General features: G+C 68.9%; 25 protein-coding genes, 1 tRNA gene and 1 pseudogene. 9 read left to right on the forward strand and 18 right to left on the reverse strand.

Annotated features, from left to right (window positions below; all coding sequences use genetic code 11):
* Positions 1-46 precede the first annotated feature (46 nt).
* A complete protein-coding gene (locus G3I71_RS08035; RefSeq protein ID WP_239148995.1) occupies positions 47-2,710 on the forward strand; it encodes a transglycosylase domain-containing protein in 2,664 nt (887 codons plus the stop codon).
* A gap of 74 nt (positions 2,711-2,784) precedes the next feature.
* On the opposite strand, the gene G3I71_RS08040 is transcribed toward G3I71_RS08035, so the two are convergent.
* Both G3I71_RS08040 and G3I71_RS08045 read right to left on the reverse strand, forming a co-directional pair.
* Complete coding sequence (locus tag G3I71_RS08040; protein ID WP_164313203.1) at positions 2,785-3,141, reverse strand: co-chaperone GroES; 357 nt, start codon at positions 3,139-3,141, stop codon at positions 2,785-2,787.
* Between the two features lie 21 nt (positions 3,142-3,162).
* On the reverse strand, positions 3,163-3,495 hold the full coding sequence (locus G3I71_RS08045; protein WP_164313204.1) for a DUF3618 domain-containing protein: 333 nt from the start codon (positions 3,493-3,495) through the stop codon (positions 3,163-3,165).
* A 163-nt stretch (positions 3,496-3,658) separates the two neighbouring features.
* Between G3I71_RS08045 and bcp the strand changes: the two genes are divergently transcribed.
* The 3 genes from bcp (at position 3,659) to G3I71_RS08060 (ending at position 5,439) form a co-directional block, all read left to right on the forward strand.
* A complete protein-coding gene (gene bcp, locus G3I71_RS08050) occupies positions 3,659-4,126 on the forward strand; it encodes a thioredoxin-dependent thiol peroxidase (protein WP_164313205.1) in 468 nt (155 codons plus the stop codon).
* A 147-nt stretch (positions 4,127-4,273) separates the two neighbouring features.
* Positions 4,274-5,302 carry an HNH endonuclease gene (locus G3I71_RS50250; protein ID WP_239148996.1) on the forward strand — a complete coding sequence of 343 codons (1,029 nt, stop codon included), beginning with the start codon at positions 4,274-4,276 and terminating at the stop codon, positions 5,300-5,302.
* A 54-nt stretch (positions 5,303-5,356) separates the two neighbouring features.
* Positions 5,357-5,439, forward strand: a tRNA-Leu gene (locus G3I71_RS08060).
* A gap of 64 nt (positions 5,440-5,503) precedes the next feature.
* On the opposite strand, the gene rdgB is transcribed toward G3I71_RS08060, so the two are convergent.
* From rdgB to G3I71_RS08080, 4 genes are all read right to left on the reverse strand, one after another.
* Positions 5,504-6,106, reverse strand: a complete 603-nt coding sequence (gene rdgB / locus G3I71_RS08065; protein ID WP_164313206.1) for an RdgB/HAM1 family non-canonical purine NTP pyrophosphatase — start codon at positions 6,104-6,106, stop codon at positions 5,504-5,506.
* Between the two features lie 92 nt (positions 6,107-6,198).
* A complete protein-coding gene (locus tag G3I71_RS08070) occupies positions 6,199-6,627 on the reverse strand; it encodes a hypothetical protein (protein WP_203729611.1) in 429 nt (142 codons plus the stop codon).
* Between the two features lie 156 nt (positions 6,628-6,783).
* Complete coding sequence (rph, locus tag G3I71_RS08075; RefSeq protein WP_164313207.1) at positions 6,784-7,521, reverse strand: ribonuclease PH; 738 nt, start codon at positions 7,519-7,521, stop codon at positions 6,784-6,786.
* A 104-nt stretch (positions 7,522-7,625) separates the two neighbouring features.
* Positions 7,626-7,883: a PTS glucose/sucrose transporter subunit IIB gene (locus tag G3I71_RS08080; RefSeq protein WP_343242883.1), complete on the reverse strand. Its 258-nt coding sequence runs from the start codon at positions 7,881-7,883 to the stop codon at positions 7,626-7,628.
* Positions 7,884-8,074: 191 nt separating this feature from the next.
* Here G3I71_RS08080 and G3I71_RS08085 point away from each other — a divergent pair, with 191 nt between their 5' ends.
* Positions 8,075-9,325: a PTS transporter subunit EIIC gene (locus G3I71_RS08085; RefSeq protein WP_164313209.1), complete on the forward strand. Its 1,251-nt coding sequence runs from the start codon at positions 8,075-8,077 to the stop codon at positions 9,323-9,325.
* Between the two features lie 95 nt (positions 9,326-9,420).
* Here G3I71_RS08085 and G3I71_RS08090 read toward each other — a convergent pair whose 3' ends face one another.
* Positions 9,421-10,173 carry an MBL fold metallo-hydrolase gene (locus G3I71_RS08090; protein ID WP_164313210.1) on the reverse strand — a complete coding sequence of 251 codons (753 nt, stop codon included), beginning with the start codon at positions 10,171-10,173 and terminating at the stop codon, positions 9,421-9,423.
* A gap of 206 nt (positions 10,174-10,379) precedes the next feature.
* Here G3I71_RS08090 and G3I71_RS08095 point away from each other — a divergent pair, with 206 nt between their 5' ends.
* Positions 10,380-10,847, forward strand: coding sequence for a type II toxin-antitoxin system PemK/MazF family toxin (locus tag G3I71_RS08095; RefSeq protein WP_164313211.1), 468 nt, complete (start codon positions 10,380-10,382; stop codon positions 10,845-10,847).
* Between the two features lie 90 nt (positions 10,848-10,937).
* Here the strand turns inward: G3I71_RS08095 and G3I71_RS08100 are convergent, their stop codons facing one another.
* The 6 genes from G3I71_RS08100 to clpS all read right to left on the reverse strand — a co-directional run bounded on the left by G3I71_RS08100 (position 10,938) and on the right by clpS (position 13,937).
* Positions 10,938-11,888 (reverse strand): PLP-dependent cysteine synthase family protein, encoded by a 951-nt coding sequence (locus G3I71_RS08100; protein WP_164313212.1) that lies wholly within the window; start codon positions 11,886-11,888, stop codon positions 10,938-10,940.
* Positions 11,889-11,904: 16 nt separating this feature from the next.
* Entirely contained in the window at positions 11,905-12,183 is a 279-nt protein-coding gene (locus tag G3I71_RS08105; RefSeq protein WP_164313213.1) for a MoaD/ThiS family protein, read from the reverse strand.
* A gap of 121 nt (positions 12,184-12,304) precedes the next feature.
* On the reverse strand, positions 12,305-12,403 hold the full coding sequence (locus tag G3I71_RS52640; RefSeq protein ID WP_343242884.1) for a putative leader peptide: 99 nt from the start codon (positions 12,401-12,403) through the stop codon (positions 12,305-12,307).
* A 79-nt stretch (positions 12,404-12,482) separates the two neighbouring features.
* Positions 12,483-12,905 (reverse strand): Mov34/MPN/PAD-1 family protein, encoded by a 423-nt coding sequence (locus tag G3I71_RS08110; RefSeq protein ID WP_164313214.1) that lies wholly within the window; start codon positions 12,903-12,905, stop codon positions 12,483-12,485.
* A gap of 96 nt (positions 12,906-13,001) precedes the next feature.
* Entirely contained in the window at positions 13,002-13,607 is a 606-nt protein-coding gene (locus tag G3I71_RS08115) for a DUF2017 domain-containing protein (protein ID WP_164313215.1), read from the reverse strand.
* Between the two features lie 12 nt (positions 13,608-13,619).
* Positions 13,620-13,937, reverse strand: coding sequence for an ATP-dependent Clp protease adapter ClpS (gene clpS, locus G3I71_RS08120; protein ID WP_164313216.1), 318 nt, complete (start codon positions 13,935-13,937; stop codon positions 13,620-13,622).
* 101 nt (positions 13,938-14,038) lie between these two features.
* Here clpS and G3I71_RS08125 point away from each other — a divergent pair, with 101 nt between their 5' ends.
* Together G3I71_RS08125 and G3I71_RS08130 are read left to right on the forward strand one after the other, a co-directional pair.
* Positions 14,039-15,379, forward strand: a complete 1,341-nt coding sequence (locus G3I71_RS08125) for a nicotinate phosphoribosyltransferase (RefSeq protein ID WP_164313217.1) — start codon at positions 14,039-14,041, stop codon at positions 15,377-15,379.
* Between the two features lie 205 nt (positions 15,380-15,584).
* On the forward strand, positions 15,585-16,169 hold the full coding sequence (locus tag G3I71_RS08130) for a nicotinamidase (protein WP_164313218.1): 585 nt from the start codon (positions 15,585-15,587) through the stop codon (positions 16,167-16,169).
* A 21-nt stretch (positions 16,170-16,190) separates the two neighbouring features.
* Here the strand turns inward: G3I71_RS08130 and G3I71_RS08135 are convergent, their stop codons facing one another.
* The 3 genes and pseudogenes from G3I71_RS08135 to G3I71_RS08145 form a co-directional block, all read right to left on the reverse strand.
* Positions 16,191-16,697, reverse strand: a complete 507-nt coding sequence (locus G3I71_RS08135; RefSeq protein WP_164313219.1) for a pyridoxamine 5'-phosphate oxidase family protein — start codon at positions 16,695-16,697, stop codon at positions 16,191-16,193.
* A 125-nt stretch (positions 16,698-16,822) separates the two neighbouring features.
* A pseudogene (locus tag G3I71_RS08140) lies at positions 16,823-17,170 on the reverse strand (hypothetical protein); the annotation flags it as partial.
* A 122-nt stretch (positions 17,171-17,292) separates the two neighbouring features.
* A complete protein-coding gene (locus G3I71_RS08145) occupies positions 17,293-19,641 on the reverse strand; it encodes an immune inhibitor A domain-containing protein (RefSeq protein ID WP_164313220.1) in 2,349 nt (782 codons plus the stop codon).
* Between the two features lie 457 nt (positions 19,642-20,098).
* Here G3I71_RS08145 and G3I71_RS08150 point away from each other — a divergent pair, with 457 nt between their 5' ends.
* Entirely contained in the window at positions 20,099-20,380 is a 282-nt protein-coding gene (locus G3I71_RS08150; RefSeq protein ID WP_164313221.1) for a hypothetical protein, read from the forward strand.
* A 98-nt stretch (positions 20,381-20,478) separates the two neighbouring features.
* Here G3I71_RS08150 and G3I71_RS08155 read toward each other — a convergent pair whose 3' ends face one another.
* Positions 20,479-21,156, reverse strand: coding sequence for an RDD family protein (locus tag G3I71_RS08155; protein WP_164313222.1), 678 nt, complete (start codon positions 21,154-21,156; stop codon positions 20,479-20,481).
* Positions 21,157-21,331: 175 nt separating this feature from the next.
* Positions 21,332-22,081: RDD family protein (locus G3I71_RS08160; RefSeq protein WP_239148997.1), on the reverse strand; the 750-nt coding region annotated here is incomplete at its 5' end.

Genomic DNA, 22,081 nt, shown 5'->3' on the forward strand with positions numbered 1-22,081 from the left:
AGGTCGTACGGGAACGTACGACGCGAAACAGGAGTCCGTGCACGACATGAGCGACCAGCCAGAGCCGCAGCAGCCGACGCAGGGCTCGGCACCCAGAGAACCCGACGTGGAACCCGACGCACAGCCCGAGCAGACGGTCGTACAGCCCGTTGTGCCACCCGTTGCGCCACCCGTCGTACCGCCCGCCGCCGAGGCCGACGTGGAACCCGACGCACAACCCGAGCAGACGGTCGTACAGCCCGTCGTGCCACCCGCCGTACCGCCCGTCGTCCAAGGAGACGCGCAACCCGAAGTGGTGGAGGGCGGGACGCCCGAGAACCCAGGGACGGCCGCGAGTCCAGGGACAGCCAAGAAGCCCAGGCGTCCCCGGCGGGCCGGATGGCGGCGGCTGGTCCCGACCTGGCGGTTCGTGCTCAGCGCGTTCGTGCTCGGGACCATGATGATCATCGCCCTGTTCGCGCTCGGCTACTACATGGTGAACATCCCGGCGGCGAACGCGGCAGCCACCAAGCAGAGCAACATCTACCTCTACGCCGACGGCAGCCAGCTCGCCCGCGACGGCGAGGTCAACCGGGAGAACGTGACGCTGGCGCAGATCTCCAAGGACGCCCAGCACGCCGTACTGGCCGCCGAGGACCGCGACTTCTACACCGAGTCCGCCATCGACCCCAAGGCGATGCTCCGCGCCGCCTGGAACACGGCGACCGGCAAGGGCAAGCAGTCCGGCTCGACGATCACCCAGCAGTACGTGAAGAACTACTACCTCGCGCAGGAGCAGACCGTCACCCGAAAGGTGAAGGAGTTCTTCATCTCGATCAAGCTGGACCGGGTGAAGTCGAAGGACGAGATCCTTGAGGGCTACCTCAACACCAGCTACGTCGGCCGCAACTCGTACGGCCTGCAGGCCGCCGCCCAGGCCTACTACGGCGTCGACGCCGTCGAACTGACCGCCGGCCAGGGCGCCTACCTCGCCGCACTGCTGAACGCGCCCAGCGAATACGACGTGATCGCCCACCCCGAGAACAGGCCGGCCGCGCTCGCCCGCTGGAACTACGTCCTCGACGGCATGGTCACGAAGGGCTGGCTGACGGAGTCGGCGCGGAAGGCCATCACCTTCCCCGAGCCGAAGCAGTCGATCGTCTCGACGGGCATGTCCGGCCAGCGCGGCTACCTGGTCAAGGCGGTCAACGACTACCTCTTCGACAACAAGATCCTCACCGAGGACGAACTCCAGGCCGGCGGCTACCGCATCACCACCACCCTGCAGAAGTCCAAGCAGGACGCCTTCGTGAAGGCGGTGAACGACAAGGTGATGAAGAAACTCGACAAGAAGAAGAACAAGGTCGACAACTACGTCCGCGCGGGCGGCGTAGCCATCGACCCGGCCTCCGGCAAGGTCCTCGCGATGTACGGCGGCATCGACTACACCAAGCAGTACGTCAACAACGCGACCCGCCGCGACTACCAGGACGGCTCCACCTTCAAGCCGTTCGTGTTCACCTCGGCCGTCCAGAACGGCTCGCAGACCCAGGACGGCCAGACGATCACCCCGAACACGTACTACGACGGCACCAACGAGCGCCCGGTCGAGGGCTGGAACGGCGGCGAGTACGCCCCCGAGAACGAGGACCAGTACTCGTACGGCGACATCACCGTCCGCACGGCGACGGACAAGTCCGTGAACGCTGTGTACGCGCAGATGGCCGTGGACGTCGGCCCCGCGAAGGTCAAACAGACGGCCATCGACCTCGGACTGCCGTCCGACACCCCCGACCTCAACCCGTACCCGTCGATCGCGCTCGGCACGTCGACGGCCAGCGTCCTCGACATGGCGGAGGCGTACGCCACGCTCGCCAACCACGGCAAGCACGGCACGTACACGATCATCGAGAAGATCACCAAGGACGGCGACGAGGGCGCGGTGACCCTCCGCAAGCAGGAGACCAAGCAGGTCGTGACGCGCGAGGCCGCCGACACGACCACCGCGGTCCTGCAGAGCGTGGTGGAGCAGGGCACGGCGACAGCGGCCCAGGCTGCCGACCGCCCGGCCGCAGGCAAGACCGGCACCGCCGAGGAGGACACGGCGGCCTGGTTCGCCGGCTACACCCCCGACCTCGCGACGGTCGTCTCGGTCATGGGCCAGGACCCGGTCACCGGCAAGCACAAGTCGCTGTACGGCGCGATGGGCCTCGACCGCGTCAACGGCGGCGGCGCCCCCGCCGAGATCTGGGCCCAGTTCACGAAGGCCGCCCTGAAGGGCAAGAAGGCGAAGGACTTCGACCTCCAGCTCCAGCCGGGCGCCGACGAGGAGCAACTCCCGCCCGCCGACCCGTCGTCCGAACCCGGCACGGACGCCGGCCAGGACAACGGCGGCACCACCGACGGCGGCCAGGAAACCCCGGGCGCGACGACCGGTCCGGCAACGGGGGGCGGCACCCCGACGACCGGCGGCACGACGACGACCGGGACCACCACCACGGGCGGCACCACCACGACCGGCGGTACGACGACCACCGGCGGGACCACCACCACCGGCGGTACGACGGACACGGGCGGCACGACGACGGACGGCGGCACCACCGACACCGGGGGCACGACGACCGACGGCGGCACCACCGACACCGGCGGCACCACCGACACGGGCGGCACCACGGAAGGAACGACGTCAGGAGTGGCGGCCGGCGCGCTGAGCACGTCGAGACGGGACTGACACCGACACTGCGACACCGACGGGAGAGGGGCTGGTGACCGTCGTCACCAGCCCCTCTCCCGATTGCCTGCGATTCAGAGATACAGGCCTGTCGAGTCCTCGGAACCCTCGAACCGGTCCGCCGCGACGGCATGCAGATCGCGCTCACGCATCAACACGTAGGCGACCCCGCGCACCTCGACCTCGGCCAGGTCCTCCGGGTCGTACAGAACGCGGTCACCCGGCCCCACCGTACGTACGTTCTGCCCGACCGCGACGACCTCCGCCCAGGCCAAACGACGGCCGACGGCCGCGGTGGCGGGGATCAGGATGCCGCCACCGGAACGCCGCTCGCCCTCACTGGCGTCCTGCCGCACGAGCACACGGTCGTGCAGCATCCGGATCGGCAGCTTGTCGTGATGGGTGCTCTGCTCTTTGCTCTTGGCGCTCACACTCCGAACCTACCTGCCTCTTCAGCCCTTGCGCCGCCGGGTGCCCAGAGCGAGCAGCCCGACCAGCCCCACGACCACCAGGGCGACGGGCACGATCCGCTCGATCCGGGGCGCCCCGTCCTCGTCGACGAACTGTCCCTTGACGTCACCGACGACACGGTTGACGCCTACGTAGGCGCGCCCGAGGGTGTGATCGACGCCGGCGACGACCTTGGCCTTGGCATCGCCGACGATCGTCTTCGGGTGCACCCGCACCCCGATCTCGTCGAGCGTCTCGGCCAGCGTCTCGCGACGACGCCTGATGTCCGCCTCGATCTGCGCCGGGGTTCTGCTGCTGTCCGAGGTGTCCGCCACCGTACGCCCTCCGAAGTCCGCTGGATGCATTGCTCCGGACAGTCTGTCAGTTCCGCCTCGGCCCGCACTGTCAGCACCCCCGGTTACGCTCGGACCCGGCACCCTTTCAAGGACTCACGTGGCCGCACGTGAACGCACGAGGACGTACGAGGAGACCTGACGGATGAGCGAGCGACTCCAGCCCGGTGACGTGGCCCCGGCCTTCACCCTGCCCGACGCCGACGGCAACGAGGTGTCGCTGGCCGACCACAAGGGCCGCAAGGTCATCGTCTACTTCTACCCGGCCGCCCTGACCCCCGGCTGCACCAAGCAGGCCTGCGACTTCACGGACAACCTCGACGTCCTGGCCGGCGCGGGCTACGACGTGATCGGCATCTCCCCCGACAAGCCGGAGAAGCTCGCGAAGTTCCGCGAGAAGGAGAACCTGAAGGTCACCCTCCTCGGCGACACGGAAAAGACGGTCCTGCAGGCGTACGGCGCCTTCGGCGAAAAGATGAACTACGGCAAGACGTACGTCGGCGTCATCCGCTCCACGATCATCGTGGACGAGGAGGGCAAGGTCGACCAGGCCCTGTACAACGTCCGGGCGACGGGCCACGTCGCGAAGATCATCAAGGACCTGGGCGTCTGAAACCCCGTTCCCGCTGCTCGCGCGGCCCGTGCCGATTCAATTCCGGTGCGGGCCGCTTCGCGTTTTGGGCGTGACTGTCCGATAAGCGGTTCGTTACTCCGTACGAGACCACGAACGGGTGGTCGGGAGATGGAGGGGACATTCAGCATGGAGACGGCACCAGTACCGGCGATGCCACCTACAGACCCATACGGCAAGAAGCGGCTCGCGCCGATCGTCGCCGAAGCACGTAACTGGACAGACCTGATGCGGCGGCTCGGTCTCCGGCCCAGCGGAGGTCAGCGGCGCGTGCTCCAGGAGAAAGTCGCCGGTCATGGACTGGACACCGGGCATTTCGTGAAGCGGAGCCCATGGCGCAAGTACCCGGACGCCGCTATCGCGGAAGCCGCGACTTCTTCTTCGTCGCTACGCGAAGTGGCCCTGAAGTTGGGCGCCACCCCGGCTACCGGAACTCTTTCTCACATCAGGCGTCGCATCGACGCCGCGGGAATCGACATCAGCCACTTCCCCGGTGCGAATCGCGCGGAGTTGGACTTGCCCTTCACCCCCGAGGAACTGAGAGCGGCGGCGGCAGACGCCACCAGCGTGCGTGGTGTGGCGCGCGCCCTGGGCGTACCCGACGACAGCCGGTCTCGTGCGACGTTGAGCCGCATGCTGCGTGCGCAGGGCGTCAGTACGGACCATCTCTCGCATCGGCGCGCGACCATCCCCGAAGACAAGCTTCGCGACCTTGTTCCGCGCTCCGCGAGCTATGCCGATGTGATGCGCGGCCTCGGCTTGGACGTCAACGACATCAATCACCGGCGAGTCCGTCGCACGGCAGCTCGCCTCGGCCTCGACACAACCCACTTCAAGCGCCGAGCCTGGGGTCGAGCCGATACCCCTGCGCCCGCACCCATCGCTCCCCGGGTGCTGGTCTTTCTACCCGCCCACGCAGGCCGGACCAACAGGACTCAACTCCACCGGGCCTTGAACGAGGTCGGAGTGCCTTACGCGTGCGAGAGCTGCGGCAACCCTGGTGAGTGGCTGGGCCGCTCGATCACTTTGCAGATCGACCACATCAACGGGGACTGGCACGACAACCGCCAGGAGAATCTGCGGTACCTGTGCCCGAACTGCCACGCGCTGACAGATACGTGGTGTCGGCAGAAGCAGAGAATGCCGCTCGCCGGATAGCCATGGCTCGCCGTACACTTACAGCCGCCTGTCGTGCTTGACGACGGGCAGTCAGCGGCCTTGGCGGAACGGCAGACGCCTCGCGTTTAGGGCGCGATGGGAGCAATCCCGTGAGGGTTCGAATCCCTCAGGCCGCACTGACCTTCATTTGAAAGGTCTGGCTTACCACTTCCGTAAGCCAGACCTTCCAGTGCACGCAGCTCAGCCCAACAACTCCCGCACCACCGGCACCAACCCCCGGAACGCCTGCCCCCGATGGCTGATCGCGTTCTTCTCCGCCGCCGTCAGCTCCGCGCACGTCCGCGTGTCGCCCTCCGGCTGGAGGATCGGGTCGTAGCCGAAGCCCCCCGAGCCCACCGGACTGTGGCGCAGTACGCCCCGCATCCGACCCTCGACCACTCGCTCCGTACCGTCCGGAAGCGCCAGGGCCGCCGCGCACGCGAAGTGGGCGCCCCGGTGTTCGTCCGCGATGTCCGACAGCTGGGCCAGGAGTAGTTCCAGGTTCGCTCGGTCATCCCCGTGCCGGCCCGACCAGCGGGCCGAGAAGATGCCCGGGGCGCCGTTGAGGACGTCGACGCACAGGCCCGAGTCGTCGGCCACCGCCGGTAGGCCTGTTGCCTGGGCCAGGGCGTGGGCCTTGAGGAGGGCGTTCTCCGCGAAGGTGACGCCTGTTTCCTTGACGTCGGGGATGTCGGGGTAGGCCTCCGCGCCGACCAGGTCCATGGGGAGGGCCGCGTCGGCGAGGATCTGCCGCAGTTCGGTGATCTTTCCGGCGTTGCGGGTGGCGAGGATCAGGCGTGTCATGGCGTCCAGTATCCCGGGCTCACCCGGGACCTCTCACGCCGGTCACGCCGGTCACGCCGGTCACATCACCCCGGTCACGCCGCTCGCGCCGTCTACGACGTGCACACCTTCGTCAGTTCGCCCGCCGCGTCCGTGACGCCGCTGATGTCCGGGGTCTGGTCGCCGCCCTCGATGGCCGAACGGACGTTGTCCACGGCCTTGTTGAGGTCGTCGACCGCCTTGTTGACGTCGGTGTTGTCGGTCTTGTCGCCGAGGTCGGCGAGGCTCTTGTCGATCGCCGACAGGGCCTCGTCCGCCTGCGTCGGGTCGTTCGCCGCGTTCTCGACGGCGTTCTGGAGGTTGGAGACGCTGGTGGCGACGGCGTTGGCGGTCTGGACGCAGTCCAGGGCCTTGTTGACGGCGTCGCATCCGGTGGTGAGCCCGGCGGTCAGCACGACGGCCGCCACGGTGGCGGCGACGGCGGTGACACGGCGCCCCTGTCCGAGTCCTCGTGCGTTGTGGAGTCGGCGGCTGACGGGCATGGTTCGGGGTCCCTCCGTTGGCTGGTCGGGCGTACGGCAGCGCAAGATCGCCGTACGCCCGTCTCTCTACGTGTTCCGCTTGTTCCGCGTACCTCTGAAGACGCGCGGGAGCAGCGGTGCGGTTGCCCGCGACCGCCACCTTATTTGGTGTGCCCTTTACCTTTCCAGGGCCTCGTCCAGCGCCTTGCGCTGGAGTGCCGCCAGGTCCGTGCAGCCGGCGACCGCGAGGTCGAGGATGGAGTTGAGTTCGTCGCGGGCGAAGGGTTCGGCTTCGGCGGTGCCCTGGACCTCGACGAAGCGGCCGTCGCCGGTGCAGACGACGTTCATGTCCGTCTCCGCGCGTACGTCCTCCTCGTAGCAGAGGTCGAGGAGCGGCACCCCGTCCACGATGCCGACCGACACCGCGCTCACCGTGCCGGTGAGGGGCTGGCGGCTGGCCCGGATCAGCTTCTTGCCGTGTGCCCAGGCGATGGCGTCGGCGAGGGCGACGTACGCGCCGGTGATGGCGGCTGTACGGGTGCCGCCGTCGGCCTGGAGGACGTCGCAGTCGAGGACGATCGTGTTCTCGCCGAGCGCCTTGTAGTCGATGACCGCGCGCAGGGAGCGGCCGATGAGGCGGCTGATCTCGTGCGTACGGCCGCCGATCTTGCCGCGGACGGACTCGCGGTCGCCGCGGGTGTTGGTGGCGCGCGGGAGCATCGAGTATTCGGCGGTGACCCAGCCCTCGCCGCTGCCCTTGCGCCAGCGCGGGACGCCCTCCGTGACGGAGGCGGTGCAGAAGACCTTCGTGTCGCCGAAGGAGACGAGGACAGAGCCCTCGGCGTGCTTGCTCCACCCGCGTTCGATGGTGACGGGGCGGAGTTGTTCGGGGGTGCGGCCGTCGATACGTGACATGGCGACGAGCCTAGCCGCAACGGCGGAAGGGGCCCTTCCTGTGCCGGGAAAGGGCCCTTCAGGGATGAACGCCCGTGCTGGGAACGGGGGTTCGGATCCGGGGTCTACATCATGTCCTCGATGTCCGCTGCGATCGGGTCGGCGTCCGTGCCGACGACGACCTGGACGGCGGTGCCCATCTTGACGACGCCGTGGGCGCCGGCGGCCTTGAGGGCGGCGTCGTCGATCAGCGAGGGGTCGATGACCTCGCAGCGCAGCCGGGTGATGCAGCCTTCGACCTCTTCGATGTTGTCGAGGCCGCCGAGTCCGGCGACGATCTTCTCTGCCTTGGTGGACATGTCGTACTCCCTGGTCCGAGCCACTTTGTCGCAGTAACCCACAGTTGACCGATCTTCGCGAGCGGTCTGCGCATCGTCCGCACACTGTTCGCGACTGGTCTACACCAGTCTGCATCTGTTGTGAAATCGCGGGTTCCTTATGCGCCCTTCACCGTGCTACAACATGGTCTACACCACTGACTGGTGTAGACCATGTTCCACCCGTTGGAGGAAGTATGAGCACCGCCACCACCGCGGCGGTCCCCGCGAAGAAGAGGGGATCCGGCCTGTTCCAGGGCCTGCAGAAGGTCGGCCGCAGCCTGCAGTTGCCGATCGCCGTACTTCCGGCGGCGGGCATCCTGGTGCGCCTCGGCCAGCCCGATGTCTTCGGTAAGGACGGACTGGGCTGGGGCAAGGTCGCGGACGTGTTCGCCACCGCGGGCGACGCCGTCTTCGCCAACCTCCCGCTGCTGTTCTGCATCGGCATAGCCATCGGCTTCGCCAAGAAGTCCGACGGCTCGACCGCCCTCGCCGCGCTGGTGGGCTTTCTGGTCTACAAGAACGTCCTGACCGCGTTCCCCATCTCCGACGCGAAGATCACCAAGGGCGCGGACGTGGCCGCCACCTACAACGACCCCAAGGTCTTCGGCGGCATCATCATGGGCCTGATCGCCGCGGTCACCTGGCAGCGCTTCCACCGCACCAAGCTCCCCGACTGGCTGGGCTTCTTCAACGGTCGCCGACTGGTTCCGATCCTGATGGCGTTCATCGGCACCGCCGTCGGTGTCCTCTTCGGCCTGGTCTGGGAGCCCATCGGCGACGTCATCACCAACTTCGGCGAGTGGATGACCGGTCTCGGCGCGGTGGGCGCGGGCATCTTCGGTGCCGTCAACCGAGCGCTGCTTCCCGTGGGCATGCACCAGTTCGTCAACACGGTGGCCTGGCAGGAGATCGGCTCCTTCAAGGATCCCTCCGGTGCCGTCTGGCACGGCGACCTGCCGCGGTTCTTCCACGGCGACCCGACCGCCGGCCAGTTCATGACCGGTTTCTTCCCGATCATGATGTTCGCGCTGCCGGCCGCCGCCCTCGCCATCACGCACACCGCCCGGCCCGAGCGCCGTAAGGCCGTCGGCGGCATGATGCTCTCGCTCGCGCTGACCTCGTTCGTCACCGGCATCACCGAGCCGATCGAGTTCTCGTTCATGTTCATCGCGCCGGTCCTGTACGTCATCCACGCGGTCCTGACAGCCCTGTCCATGGCCGTCACCTGGGCCCTGGGCGTGCACCACGGCTTCAGCTTCTCGGCCGGCGCGATCGACTACTTCCTCAACTGGAACCTCGCGACCAAGCCCTGGCTGATCATCCCGATCGGGCTCGTCTTCGCCGCGATCTACTACTTCACCTTCCGCTTCGCGATCACCAGGTGGAACCTCCCCACCCCCGGCCGCGAGCCCGAGGAGGAGGTCGAGGATCTCACCAAGGCGTGAGCCACCCTCGTACAGGAGTACGGCATGACGAGGGCCCCGGAACCCGAGCAGGAGTCGGTTCCGGGGCCCTCGTGCGCCCTACGAGGCGTCAGGTCTCAGATCTCGTACGACGCCCGCGGCGCCGCCAGTTCCACCGGTCCCCTGAACACCTCGCGTGCGTCGAGGAGGTTCACCTGCGGGTCGGTCCACGGGGGGATGTGGGTCAGGACGAGCTTGCGCGCGCCCGCGCGTCTCGCCGTCAGGCCTGCCTCGCGACCGTTGAGGTGCAGGTCGGGGATGTTCTCCTTGCCGTGCGTGAACGCGGCCTCGCAGAGGAACAGGTCGGTGTTCCGGGCGAGTTGCTCCAGCGTGTCGCTGACGCCGGTGTCCCCCGAGTACGTCAGTGACTTCCCGCCGTGCTCGATGCGGATGCCGTACGCCTCCACCGGGTGGCGCACCCGCTCGGTGTGGACGGTGAACGGGCCGATGTCGAAGGTGCTCGGCTTGACCGTGTGGAAGTCGAAGACCTCGCTCATGGAGGAGGCGGTGGGGGTGTCGGCGTAGGCGGTGGTGAGGCGGTGTTCGGTGCCCTCGGGGCCGTAGACCGGGATCGGGTCGCAGCGCCCGCCGTCGTGGCGGTAGTACCGTGCGACGAAGTACGCGCACATGTCGATGCAGTGGTCGGCGTGCAGATGACTGAGAAAGATCGCGTCGAGGTCGTAGAGACCGCAGTGGCGCTGCAACTCGCCAAGGGCACCGTTGCCCATGTCGAGGAGCAGCCGGAAGCCGTCGGCCTCTACGAGGTAGCTCGAGCAGGCCGATTCCGCGGACGGGAACGACCCAGAGCAGCCGACGACGGTGAGCTTCATAAAGCAGAAACCTCCGCGGGCGGGGAGCGTCAAAACGAACGTGACGGGGTTCTTGCGGTGCTGTCGAGCGTAAGGCGCAAAACCCCCCGTCGCTCCTCCGCCAAGGGCTGTTGTGGGCGAACTCACCTGTGCTGTCACCGGTTCGGCTGGACGTGAAGCGCCGGTAGCACGGGCGTCGTGGGGAGTGCGCCGGTACGGTCTTCCGTATGGACACGTCATGGTGGCTCGCCCTGGCGGCCGTCGTGCTGCTCGCGCTGGTCGCGGCGCTGGTGGACGGCTGGGGACGCGGGCATCGGCCCTCCAGGCGCGGGGGCAGGCCGCCGGGGCGGCCCGAGGGGCCGAAAGGTCGACGGGGGCGGTCGGCGCGGCCCCGGCCCGCGGAGATCTGGTGGGCGAACGTGCCCTTCGAGGACGGGCCGGGGAGCAAGGACCGGCCGTGTCTGGTGCTCGCGGTGCGCGGGCGGCGCGTGACGGTCGTGAAGATCACCAGCAAGTACCACGACGAGCGGCCCGGAGTGATCCCGCTGCCGCCGGGTGCGGTGGGTGACGCCCAGGGCCGGCCGAGCTTCCTGGAGACGGACGAGCTGCGTGACCTGCCGGTGAGGGAGTTCCGGCGGCGGGTGGGGGTGGTGGACCCGGCCCTCTGGGACCAGGTCCGACACCTCGCCACGTAGCCACCTCGTGGTGCGGAACAGGCTCGTGGTGCGGAACAGGCTTGCAGTGCGGAACAGGCTCGTGAACGGCCTGTTGGTGCCTTGCGGCCCTTACGCCCAGAGCTGGCCCTGCAGTGTCTCGATGGCTTCCTCCGTCGTGGCCGCCGTGTAGACGCCTGTCGAGAGGTATTTCCAGCCACCGTCGGCGACCACGAAGACGATGTCCGCGCTCTCGCCCGCCTTGACGGCCTTGTTGCCGACGCCGATCGCGGCGTGCAGCGCGGCGCCGGTGGAGACGCCCGCGAAGATGCCCTCCTGCTGGAGGAGTTCCCGGGTGCGGGTGACCGCGTCCGCCGAGCCGACGGAGAAGCGGGTGGTGAGGACGGAGGCGTCGTACAGCTCGGGTACGAAGCCCTCGTCGAGGTTGCGCAGGCCGTACACCAGGTCGTCGTAGCGCGGCTCGGCGGCGACGATCTTCACGTCCGGCTTGTGCTCGCGGAGGTAGCGGCCGACGCCCATCAGGGTTCCCGTGGTGCCGAGGCCGGCCACGAAGTGGGTGATGGAGGGGAGGTCGGTGAGGATCTCCGGGCCGGTGCCGGCGTAGTGGGCGCCCGCGTTGTCCGGGTTGCCGTACTGGTAGAGCATCACCCAGTCCGGGTGCTCGGCGGCGAGCTCCTTGGCGACGCGTACCGCCGTGTTGGAGCCGCCGGCGGCTGGGCTGGGGATGATCTCGGCGCCCCACATGGCGAGCAGCTCGCGGCGTTCCTGCGAGGTGTTCTCGGGCATCACGCAGACCATGCGGTAGCCCTTGAGCCTGGCGGCCATGGCGAGGGAGATGCCGGTGTTGCCGGAGGTGGGTTCGAGGATCGTGCAGCCGGGGGTGAGCCGGCCGTCCTTCTCGGCCTGCTCGACCATGTGCAGGGCGGGGCGGTCCTTGACCGAGCCGGTGGGGTTGCGGTCCTCCAGCTTCGCCCAGATCCGTACGTCGGCGGACGGCGACAGCCGCGGCAGGCGCACCAGGGGGGTGTTGCCTACCGCGGCCAGCGGCGAGTCGTAGCGCATGGGTGCCAGGGGCCTATCAGGCCATGCCGCCGGCCACGGCCGGCAGGATCGTCACGGTGTCGCCGTCGGCGAGCTTGGTGTTGATGCCGTCGAGGAAGCGGACGTCCTCGTCGTTGAGGTAGACGTTGACGAAGCGGCGCAGCTTTCCGTCGTCCACGATGCGGGCCTGGACACCGGCGTGCCGGGTCTCGAGGTCGGCGAGGAGCTCGGCGAGGGTCTCCCCGGCACCGGGGACGGCCTTCTCGCCGTCGGTGTAGGTGCGGAGGATGGTCGGGATGCGGACCTCGATGGCCATGGCTCGGGCTCCTGTCGGGAGTGTTGGGTCGATGGGCGCGCGGCGGCGCGAAAAGCATTCTTCAGCAGGTCATGCATGTGAGGCGCCGCGGCTCACGGCCGTACGGCAGCAGGGATCGGCGTCAACAGATGGCGCTGGCCAGCCTGCACAGGTCGACGTGCAGCCGCGCCACGAGCAGCGGGGCGCCCGGCGTCTTCTCACTCACGTCGTAGGGAACCATGGGCTCATCGTATCGATTCCCGGTCCGGATCCTGGAGGCCTGTCCCGCACTCTGGACATTTTCGGGCCGCTGGATGAGATCAGTGCTCTTCCGCGACACTGACCTTCTCCTCCGTGACCTCGCCCTCGATGATCCGGAACGAGCGGAACTGGAACTCGCCGAGGCCGTCCGTGTCGGCCGTGGACACGAGGACGTAGTGGGCGCCGGGCTCGTTGGCGTAGGAGATGTCGGTGCGGGAGGGGCGGGCCTCGGTCGCCGTGTGGGAGTGGTAGATGACCACCGGCTCCTCGTCGCGGTCGTCCATCTCGCGGTACAGCTTCAGCAGGTCCCCGGAGTCGAACTCGTAGAACGTGGGCGACATGGCCGCGTTCAGCATCGGGATGAAGCGCTCGGGGCGGTCCGTGCCCGCCGGTCCGGCGACGACGCCGCATGCCTCGTCGGGGTGGTCCTTGCGCGCGTGGGCGACGATCTGGTCGATGAGGGCCTGGGTGATGGTCAGCATGCCGGCCAGGATAAGCAGAGGGGCCGTCCCGTACCGAGGGTTGGTACGGGACGGTCCACATGCCGGAATCCGGCGAGGCCTCAGGGCGTAGGAGCGTCAGGGCATCAGCGTGGTGACGAGTGTCTCCTGCAGCCCGCCCAGCCACAGGTACGCCATCACCATCGGCTTGCGGGGGTCCTCGTCCGGCAGCTGGTAGAGGAGGTCGGTGTCCTCCTCGTCGATGACGTCCAGCCGGGAGCCGATCGCCAGGCGCAGGTCGTTGAGTGTGCCCAGCCACTGCCGGGACTCCTCGTGGGCCAGCTTGAGCACCGCGCCCCCGTCGCCGGCCGGCGTCAGGGCGTCCAGTGAGCGGATCACCGTGAGGGCGTTCTCCCGCTTGCCGGTCCGCAGGTCGTTCTCGGTGAACCGGCGGAACTCGGCGGAGTACTCCCGTTGCTCCTCGGCCTTGCCGGGCGAGGCCGGTACGTCGACGGGGTCGCCGTAGGCGTCCGGGAACAGGCGCTTGAGCACCGGGTCGGAGGGCGGCTCGCTCGGGCCCTCGGCGAACAGTTCGGCGAGCGGGTCGTCGGAGGCGTCCTCGGCGGGGCCGGGGCCGATCAGCTCCAGGAGCTGGACGGCCAGCGACCGGATGATGGAGATCTCGACGTCGTCGAGCGCGACGGCCGCGCCGCCGCCGGGGAGCGGTTCGAAGTGTCCTGGCATGGAGTGAGTTCGCTACTTCCGGTCCTGCTGGAGGGTGGCCCACAGACCGTAGCCGTGCATCGCCTGCACGTCGCGTTCCATCTCCTCGCGACTGCCGCTGGAGACGACTGCCCGGCCCTTGTGGTGGACGTCCATCATGAGCTTGGTGGCCTTGTCCTTCGAGTAGCCGAAGTACGTCTGGAAGACGTAGGTCACATAGCTCATGAGGTTGACCGGGTCGTTGTGGACGATGGTGACCCACGGGACGTCGGGCTCGGGTACGGCGAAGGTCTCCTGCGCCGACTCGGTGCGTTCGATCTCTACGGGAGCGGGTGACGTCACCCGGCCCATGCTGCCACCACAAGGGGGTCCCGAGCCAAACGGGATCCGGGGCGGGGCCGCTCACGAGCAGAAATCGTCAAAGTGACGAGATGGGGGTAGCATCCCTCCTTATGAACACAGCGGACCTTGGGCTGCCGGTGGACGTTCCTTCGACGGCGCTCTTCACCGATCACTACGAGCTGACGATGCTCCAGGCCGCCCTGAAGGCGGGCACCGCCGACCGGCGGTCGGTCTTCGAGGCCTTCACCCGACGGCTGCCGGAGGGCCGGCGCTACGGCGTCGTCGCGGGCACCGGGCGGGTGCTCGACGCGGTGGAGAACTTCCGGTTCGACGCTGCCGTCCTCGACTTCCTGCGCGAGCGCCGGATCGTCAACGAGGAGACCCTGGAGTGGCTGGCCGCCTACCGCTTCGGCGGGGACATCTGGGGCTATCCCGAGGGCGAGGTCTATTTCCCGGGCTCGCCGGTGCTCCGGGTCGAGGGCTCCTTCGCGGAGTGCGTGCTGCTGGAGACGGTGATCCTCTCCATCCTCAACCACGACTCGGCGATCGCGGCGGCGGCCTCCCGGATGGCCTCGGCCGCCGGTGACCGCCCGCTGATCGAGATGGGCGCCCGGCGCACCCACGAGCTGGCCGCGGTGGCCGCCTCCCGCGCCGCGTACATCGGCGGCTTCGCGACCACGTCCGACCTGGCCGCCGGTTTCCGCTACGACATCCCGACCGTCGGGACGAGCGCCCACGCGTTCACTCTGCTCCACGACAGCGAGCGGGACGCCTTCCAGGCCCAGGTGGACTCGCTGGGCCGGAACACGACGCTGCTGGTGGACACGTACGACGTCACCGAGGCGGTACGGGTGGCCGTGGAGGTCGCCGGGCCCGAGCTGGGCGCGGTGCGCATCGACTCAGGGGATCTGCTCCTCGTCGCGCACCGGGTGCGGCAGCAGCTGGACGAGCTGGGGGCCGGGCGGACGCGGATCATCGTGACCTCGGACCTCGACGAGTACGCGATCGCCTCGCTGGCGGCGGCGCCCGTGGACGCGTACGGGGTCGGCACCCAGCTGGTGACGGGTTCCGGCCACCCGACATGCTCGATGGTCTACAAGTTGGTGGCCCGCGCCGAGTCGGCGGACCCGAAGGCTCCGCTCGTCCCGGTGGCGAAGAAGTCGAGCGGCGGCAAGACGTCCGTCGGCGGCCGGAAGTGGGCGGCCCGGCGACTGGACCGGGACGGGATCGCGGAGGCCGAGGTGATCGGTACGGGACCGGTGCCCGTCGAGCTGGCCGACCGGCAGCTGCTGGTCGAGCTGGTCAAGGGCGGCCGGGTGATCGCCCGCGAGCCGCTGGACGTCGTACGGGACCGGCATGCCACCGCGCGCGCCAACCTGCCGCTGTCGGCGACGCAGCTGTCGCGCGGGGAGGCCGTCATTCCGACGGAGTACCTGTCCGTGCGTGTCTGACAACCCCGGTACACAGGGGCAACGGGCGTCCGCGTGCGCCGATTGCCCCGAACGCCCCCTCCCGAAGTGGTGCGGAAGTCTCTAGGCTCGGTGGTTCAGCAGTTCGCACAGTCGCACCGGCCGGGCCCGCACCCCTCCCGTACGACCGACCCGGCGTCACCGCCGAAACGGCCGTACGGCCGAAACCGTCGAAGGAAGACCGCCCATGCGCCGCGCCTTGATCGTCGTAGACGTGCAGAACGACTTCTGCGAGGGAGGCAGTCTCGCGGTGGCCGGAGGTGCCGACGTGGCCGCCGCGATCACCGAACTGATCGGGCAGGCCCCCGCCGGATACCGCCACGTCGTGGCGACCCGCGACCACCACATCGCCCCCGGTGGCCATTTCGCCGACAACCCCGACTTCCAGCGCTCCTGGCCCGCGCACTGTGTGGCCGGCACGGAGGGCGTCGGCTTCCACCCGAACTTCGCCCCTGCGGTCGCCTCCGGCGCGGTCGACGCCGTCTTCGACAAGGGGGCGTACGCGGCGGCCTACAGCGGCTTCGAGGGCGCCGACGAGAACGGGGTCACGCTGGCCGAGTGGCTGCGGACCCGCGAGATCGACGAGGTGGACGTGGTCGGCATCGCGACCGACCACTGCGTCAGGGCCACCGCCCTGGACGCGGCCCGCGAGGGCTTCCGCACCCAGGTCCTGCTGGACCTCACCGCCGGCGTCGCCGAGGAGTCCACGGACCGGGCCCTGGAGGAGCTGCGGGCGGCGGGCGTGGAGCTGTCCGGCAAGCCGGTGGTGTGACCCGTAGTCCGTACGCCCTGGTCAGTCGGCCGCCTGGTTCAGCCACTTGCCGTCACACATCAGGTCCCGGTCGGCCATCTCGGGCACGGTTCCCCACGCCTGGATCACCTCCGGGACGACCTGGAACCAGACGTACGAGGGGCCGCTCTCCCGCGGGTCCCAGCCGTCCTTCGCGGTGAAGGCGTCGCCCACGCCGGCCGGCAGCTCCTCGCGGGTCAGCCTGCGGGCGGTGCCGTGGATCAGGACCACGTCCCGGGTGTGGCCGAAGCAGAGGCGTACCCGGCCCGAGGCGCGCAGGTTGCGGCCGGTCGGGTTGGTGTCGCGGGTGGCCAGCCACACCGTCTCGCCGTCCCACCAGTAGGTCAGCGGAACGAGGGTCGGCTCGCCGTCGGCGTCTGCCGTGGCGACCCATACGTCGATGTCCCGCGCGAGCCGTTCCAGCGCCTCGCGCCTGCGCTGCCCGATGCTGCGGGGTCCGTCGGGAGATGCCTCGGGAGATACGTCGGAAGGTGAGCCGGCTGCCGTCATACGGCGAGGTTATGGCGTACACCGGCCGGTCACATCCGACGGCGGGCCTAGGTCGCAGGACCGAGGACGGCCTGCGACGCCCTCCCGGCCACCCTCACGGCCGCCGTCACACCCGGTACCGGCGGCGGCCTCCGCAGGAGGGACCTGATCGGGTGCCACAGCTCCGTGCGCTCCGGTATCGACGGGACGCTGTTGTCCGGGGCCGTGCGCCATATGAGGCCGTCGGGGTGGTGGAGGACGGCCGTGATCTCGTCGGGGGTGGGCGGGGCCGCGTTGCCCCGGAGGTAGACCGCTCGCAGGCCGAGGTTGCGCAGGCGGGTCAGTGCCCTGGCCCGGTTCTGGGCCAGTACCAGGACGCGTACGTCGTCCAGTCCGGCGCCCGTGCGGGTGGGGGCCGGGGCGGTGGGGCTCGGCAGGTTCAACGCCACCACCACGCTGCCACTAGGCAACTTGCAGAAACCTCCTGCGGCCATGCGGTCACACCCCCCGTGGGACTCGGTGTCAATAAGAAAGGCACAGGAGGCACCTAAACACGATCGGCCGCGACCCGCCAGGGGGTCACGGCCGATCATGCTCTGACCTGCAATTATGCGGACTACTTCACTGCGGGGCCCACCTGGAGCGAGATCGTGGAGCCGTCCTTGGCTTCCTTGACGATCTTGATCTTGGTGTTGGTGTCAGTGATCTTCACGCCCGCCAGCGGGGTCGCCGCGTCGTAGTACGTGGAGGTGTGGTCGTTGAAGATCGGCACGCCCTTCTGGGAGGCGACCTTCGTGAGCACGTCCGCCTTGTGGAGCCGGAGCGCGTCCGTGCGGTAGAGGCTGAACGGGGAGTCGTAGGACTGGATACGGCTGCGCATCAGCGTGCCGTCCGCCCACTTCAGCGCGGCCGGGTGCGCGTCCACCGGGAGGACCAGACCGGCACCGGGGTGCGCGGTGACGTTGTTGTCCTTCTGGGAGGTGTCCCACTTCCAGATCAACAGGCCGTTCTGGTACGGGAAGTGCTCGACCCAGGACGGACGGGTCGTCGAGAAGCCGAAGTTGTACGGGCCGACCTTGAGGGTCTTGTCGTACGACACGTACTGGCGGTTCTCGGCGATGTAGTACTGCGGGTAGTCGTCCGTGATGGCCGCGCCGATGCGCGAGAAGCCCTTCGTCGTCCACGCCGCGTCCGCGCTCTCCGCGTTGTCGGCGAAGACCGTGGCGCCGTCGGCGGTGACGGTGATCTCGTCGGCCGCAAAGCCCATTTGGGAGACGCCGCCGTCGGACGTGTAGCGGAAGCGCAGGTCGAACTTCTGGCCCGCGTAGGCGTCCAGGGAGTACGACAGCTTCTTGTACGCGTCCACCGTGCCGGTGAGCGCCGGGTTGCCGCTGCCGTCACGCGGGATGGCAGCGCCGTCGACCGTGCCGTCGATGGGCGTGTAGGTGACGCCGCCGTTGGTGGAGACCTCGGTGTAGAGGTAGTCGTAGTCGGCCTCGATGTCGTACCAGCCGTCCAGGGTCAGGGTGGCCGAGGACTTGCCGGTGAGGTCGACCGAACGGGTCAGCGTGTTGGAGAGGTTGTTGTCGCTGCCGCTCCACCACTGGGTCGCGCCCTGCGCCGGAGTGACGACGTCGGTGGTGACCGTCTTCTCGGGCAGTTCGACGACGAGCGCCTGCGCGTTCTTGGTGTTGTACTCGGCGACGCCCAGCTTGTGGTTCGACTTCTTCCCGGCCTTCGCCGTGTCGTAGTCGAGCCAGCCCAGCTGGAGCTTGTCCCAGGCGTTCATGTCGCCGGGCAGGTTGCCGATGTTGTCGCCACCGGTGCCGAGCCAGGAACCGGACGACATCAGGGTCCAGAAACCGGTCGAGTTCTCACCGGTGTTGGTGGTGTCGTAGTGGTCCGGCAGACCGAGGTCGTGGCCGTACTCGTGGGCGAAGACGCCGAGTCCGCCGTTCTCCGGCTGGATGGTGTAGTCGCCGACCCAGATGCCGGTGGCGCCGATCTGCGCGCCGCCGAGCTGGTTGCCGGACGGGCCGGTCGAGCCTGCGTCGGTGCCGAACGCGTACCAGCGGTGGGCCCAGATGGCGTCCTCGCCCTGGGCGCCGCCGCCCGCGGACTCGTCCTCACCGGCGTGCACGATCTGGAAGTGGTCGATGTAGCCGTCGGGCTCGTTGAAGTTGCCGTCGGCGTCGAAGTCGTAGCGGTCCCACTGGTCGTACGCGGCGAGCTGTGCCTTGATCTCCGCGTCGGTCGCGCCTGCTGCCTCCTGCGCCGCGACCCATGCGGTGACGCCGTCCTGAACCGCGTACCAGGCGCCGTCGTTGGCCAGGTTGGAGCCGTAACGGGCCTCGTTGTAGGGGACCTTGACCCAGTCCGAGACGGTGCCCTCGACCGAGTAGCGGCCCGAGGACTGCTTCTCGTAGTACTTCTTCATCGACTCGACGTTCTTGCCGGTGCCGAAGTAGAGCTTCTGGAAGTGGTCGGTGTTGTAGTCCGCCTGCCAGGCCGTGCTGTTGTCCTGGGTGCGGTCCGGCTTGGCTATCTCGTTGTGGAGCGGGCCGACCGTGCCGCCGTAGCGGCTGTCGACCTGGTCGCCGAACTCGACCAGGATCGTGAAGATCTTGTCGGTCTTCTCCCGGCTCAGTTCGACGTACTTGCCCTTGCCCTTGCCGCTCTTCAGCTGCACGACCTGCGAACCGTTGCGGTTCTTGGCCGTGGCCTCGCCGGAGATGACCTGGTTGAGCGCTTCCTCGCGCTGGGCCTCCTGGGTCTTGCTGAGCGGACCGTCGAGGTCGTGGTCCGCGTGCTGCTGCTCCGCCGGGTCGTGCCGGTTCGCGGCCGAAGCACCGGCGACGGCGCCCGAATCGGCCTCGGCGATGGCGTAGGTGGAGAAGGCGGCGGCGGCTGTGGCGAGTGCCACACCGACGGCCGCCGTTCTGAACGTCCAGGGTCTGCTGGTCACTTGAGGGTCCCTCCCCCGCGCCCGTCCACGCGGATGGGGGGTTCCTGGTTCGGAAACTCTCCGCGGGCGGTATACGCGTGTAGTCAAGTGACGTAATTTGACTAGAGGTTTAGAAGAAAAGACAGACCTTGACTTGGACAGGTCAAGTGCATTATGCGGAGTTGGCAACCGCTATATCTCCGCCATGGGTTCCCTTTACGGACATCGGGAGCAGGTCCGACGTGTCGCCCAACGCATCGCCCAACCGGCGCGCGGGCGCGTCCAGTCGGTGGACGCCGTGACTCCGTGCGCCCCCTGTGCTCCGGAGCCGTGGGTTAGGTCACGCTTACTGCGCGTTCCAGTCGGGCATGGACGCGATTAGAGTCGGTTGGCGGAACGCCGGATGCCCGGTGGAAAGCCAGGTCGACCCGCGCCTCACCCCCGTTCACCCCCCGAATCCAACGAGGACTCGATTGCCATGCCTCGTCAGACCGCGCCTCGTCCGACCGTCGCACAGCTCACCTACGGTTCGTGCACCGTGATTCTCTCGACGCTCGCCATGCTGCTGCTGTCTCGGACGGATTCGGGTCCGGGGGTCGCGCTGATCGCCCTCGTGGGACTCGTCCTGGGACTGCTCGTCGCCATGACCGTGCCCCGGTCCAGGCCGGCCCGCGCGACCTCACAGATCGTCGCCTCGTCGGCCGCCCCGGCGCCGCGCGAACGCGTCCCGGTACAGGCCTCCTCGGGACAGCAGGACTGAACCACCCCGACCCCGACCTCTTCCGCTCCGCCAACGGCGGTTGGGCGGGTCCGCGTGATGCGGGCCCGCCCAACCGCCGTTGCCGTCAGAAGAGTTGATCAACCGGTGCTGACCACCACGGTCTTGGCCGCCTTGTCGTGCAGGCCCTGCCTGTACGGCTTGTCGAAGAAACTCCAGCCGCCCGAGATCGCCGTCCAGATGCAGGCGCAGCAGAAGGCGAACGGGATCCACAGCACGAGCGACCGGACGAGCGCGGTCTGCACGGAGGGCGTGGCGCCGTTGTCGAGGTTGGCCACCCGCAGCCGGAGCCACTTCTTGCCGAGCGTCTGCCCGGTGCGGGAGATCAGGATCGTGTCGTACGCGATGTAGAGCACGGCGGCGATGAGCGACTGGCCGACCGAGCGGCCGTAGTTCATGTTGTCGCCGTCGACGTCGTACTCGTTGACGTTGAAACCCCAGGTGAGCAGCCCGACGACGACACCGACGAGGATCATGTCGATGAGCCGCGCGAGCACACGCCGGCCGCCGTCGGCGAGCGGTGGCATGCCCGCGAGGGGGTCGCCTGCACCGCCGTACGGATCACCGCCGCCGCCTGCGTAGGGCGGGCCGCCACCTCCATAGGGCGTGCCTGCGCCTCCGTACGGCGAGCCGCCGCCGGTGGGGCCTGAGCTGCCGTACGGATCACCTGCGCCGTGCGGCGGAGGCGGTGGCTGCTTCCTGAACGGGTCGTCGTCCGGTGGCTGCTGACCGGAGCCGGGGGGCGGTTCGCTGCTCATGGCCCGAGTGGACCGCGAACCATCCGGCTCCGCATCCGGCGAGGGGCCGTCCGGGGTACCGAATCAGCTGATCCGTACTCCGTACCCGACCACCCCGCGTCGAACGTACGGCCGTCGTATATCCGTTTGTGTCTTGTGCGCGTCTTGCATATGTCCTGCGTGTGTCCGTGTGCGCTCAGCCCGCCACGAAGGTGTGCGCCGCCTTGTCGTGCCAGCACTGGCGCCACGGGCGGTCGAACAAGCACCACAGGACACCCACGACGCCGATGCCGAGCAGCCCCGGGACGGCGTAGACGAGCCAGCGGCGCAGGGCCCCGCCGAACGACGGCGGCTCGTGGCCCTCGATGTCCCGGACCTCCAGACCGACCAGCTTCTTGCCGAGGGTGCGGCCCCACTTGGCCGTGGGCCACGCCTCGGACAGGATCCCGGCCAGCAGCAGCACGGCCAGCACGATGCCCAGGTACAGCCCGGTCGTGCCGTCCAGCAGCCATACGGTCACGGTCTCGCCGGAGAGCCTGGCCGCGTCGATCTTCTCCGTGATGTGGTCGACGGCCATGGTGCCCAGCGGCACGGCCGCCGCGGCGGTGAGGGCGCCGACGACCAGGGTGTCCACGAGCCGCGCGAACAGCCGCTTGCCGAGGCCCGCTGGACGGGCCGACGCCTGTCTGCGGGCGGCGGCCTGGAACACGTCCTCGACGGGCGGCTTCCAGGGCGCGAGGCGCTGCTCTCCGCCCTCCTCGGCCCCGCCCAGGCGGTGCACCTGCTGGGCCCAGGAGGGCTGACCGCCGCCGACGCCGGGGGCCATGGCCGCACCGGCGCCGGGAGTGTTCTGCTGGGGGACGGCCGGGGGCGGGGGCAGCAGGGCTGGATTCGCGCCCTGGGCCGACGCCGCGCGGGCCACCGCGGCCTTTCCGGCGCCGAAGCC

This window comes from Streptomyces sp. SID12501, from assembly GCF_010550245.1.
Lineage (GTDB): Bacteria > Actinomycetota > Actinomycetes > Streptomycetales > Streptomycetaceae > Streptomyces.

Coding starts and splice junctions, on each gene's coding strand:
- G3I71_RS08035 (WP_239148995.1), top strand. CDS start 47: ATGAGCGACCAGCCAGAGCCGCAGCAGCCGACGCAGGGCTCGGCACCC.
- bcp (WP_164313205.1), top strand. CDS start 3,659: ATGAGCGAGCGACTCCAGCCCGGTGACGTGGCCCCGGCCTTCACCCTG.
- G3I71_RS50250 (WP_239148996.1), top strand. CDS start 4,274: ATGGAGACGGCACCAGTACCGGCGATGCCACCTACAGACCCATACGGC.
- rdgB (WP_164313206.1), bottom strand. CDS start 6,106: ATGACACGCCTGATCCTCGCCACCCGCAACGCCGGAAAGATCACCGAA.
- G3I71_RS08070 (WP_203729611.1), bottom strand. CDS start 6,627: ATGCCCGTCAGCCGCCGACTCCACAACGCACGAGGACTCGGACAGGGG.
- rph (WP_164313207.1), bottom strand. CDS start 7,521: ATGTCACGTATCGACGGCCGCACCCCCGAACAACTCCGCCCCGTCACC.
- G3I71_RS08085 (WP_164313209.1), top strand. CDS start 8,075: ATGAGCACCGCCACCACCGCGGCGGTCCCCGCGAAGAAGAGGGGATCC.
- G3I71_RS08090 (WP_164313210.1), bottom strand. CDS start 10,173: ATGAAGCTCACCGTCGTCGGCTGCTCTGGGTCGTTCCCGTCCGCGGAA.
- G3I71_RS08095 (WP_164313211.1), top strand. CDS start 10,380: ATGGACACGTCATGGTGGCTCGCCCTGGCGGCCGTCGTGCTGCTCGCG.
- G3I71_RS08100 (WP_164313212.1), bottom strand. CDS start 11,888: ATGCGCTACGACTCGCCGCTGGCCGCGGTAGGCAACACCCCCCTGGTG.
- G3I71_RS08105 (WP_164313213.1), bottom strand. CDS start 12,183: ATGGCCATCGAGGTCCGCATCCCGACCATCCTCCGCACCTACACCGAC.
- G3I71_RS52640 (WP_343242884.1), bottom strand. CDS start 12,403: ATGGTTCCCTACGACGTGAGTGAGAAGACGCCGGGCGCCCCGCTGCTC.
- G3I71_RS08110 (WP_164313214.1), bottom strand. CDS start 12,905: ATGCTGACCATCACCCAGGCCCTCATCGACCAGATCGTCGCCCACGCG.
- G3I71_RS08115 (WP_164313215.1), bottom strand. CDS start 13,607: ATGCCAGGACACTTCGAACCGCTCCCCGGCGGCGGCGCGGCCGTCGCG.
- clpS (WP_164313216.1), bottom strand. CDS start 13,937: ATGGGCCGGGTGACGTCACCCGCTCCCGTAGAGATCGAACGCACCGAG.
- G3I71_RS08125 (WP_164313217.1), top strand. CDS start 14,039: ATGAACACAGCGGACCTTGGGCTGCCGGTGGACGTTCCTTCGACGGCG.
- G3I71_RS08130 (WP_164313218.1), top strand. CDS start 15,585: ATGCGCCGCGCCTTGATCGTCGTAGACGTGCAGAACGACTTCTGCGAG.
- G3I71_RS08135 (WP_164313219.1), bottom strand. CDS start 16,697: ATGACGGCAGCCGGCTCACCTTCCGACGTATCTCCCGAGGCATCTCCC.
- G3I71_RS08150 (WP_164313221.1), top strand. CDS start 20,099: ATGCCTCGTCAGACCGCGCCTCGTCCGACCGTCGCACAGCTCACCTAC.
- G3I71_RS08155 (WP_164313222.1), bottom strand. CDS start 21,156: ATGAGCAGCGAACCGCCCCCCGGCTCCGGTCAGCAGCCACCGGACGAC.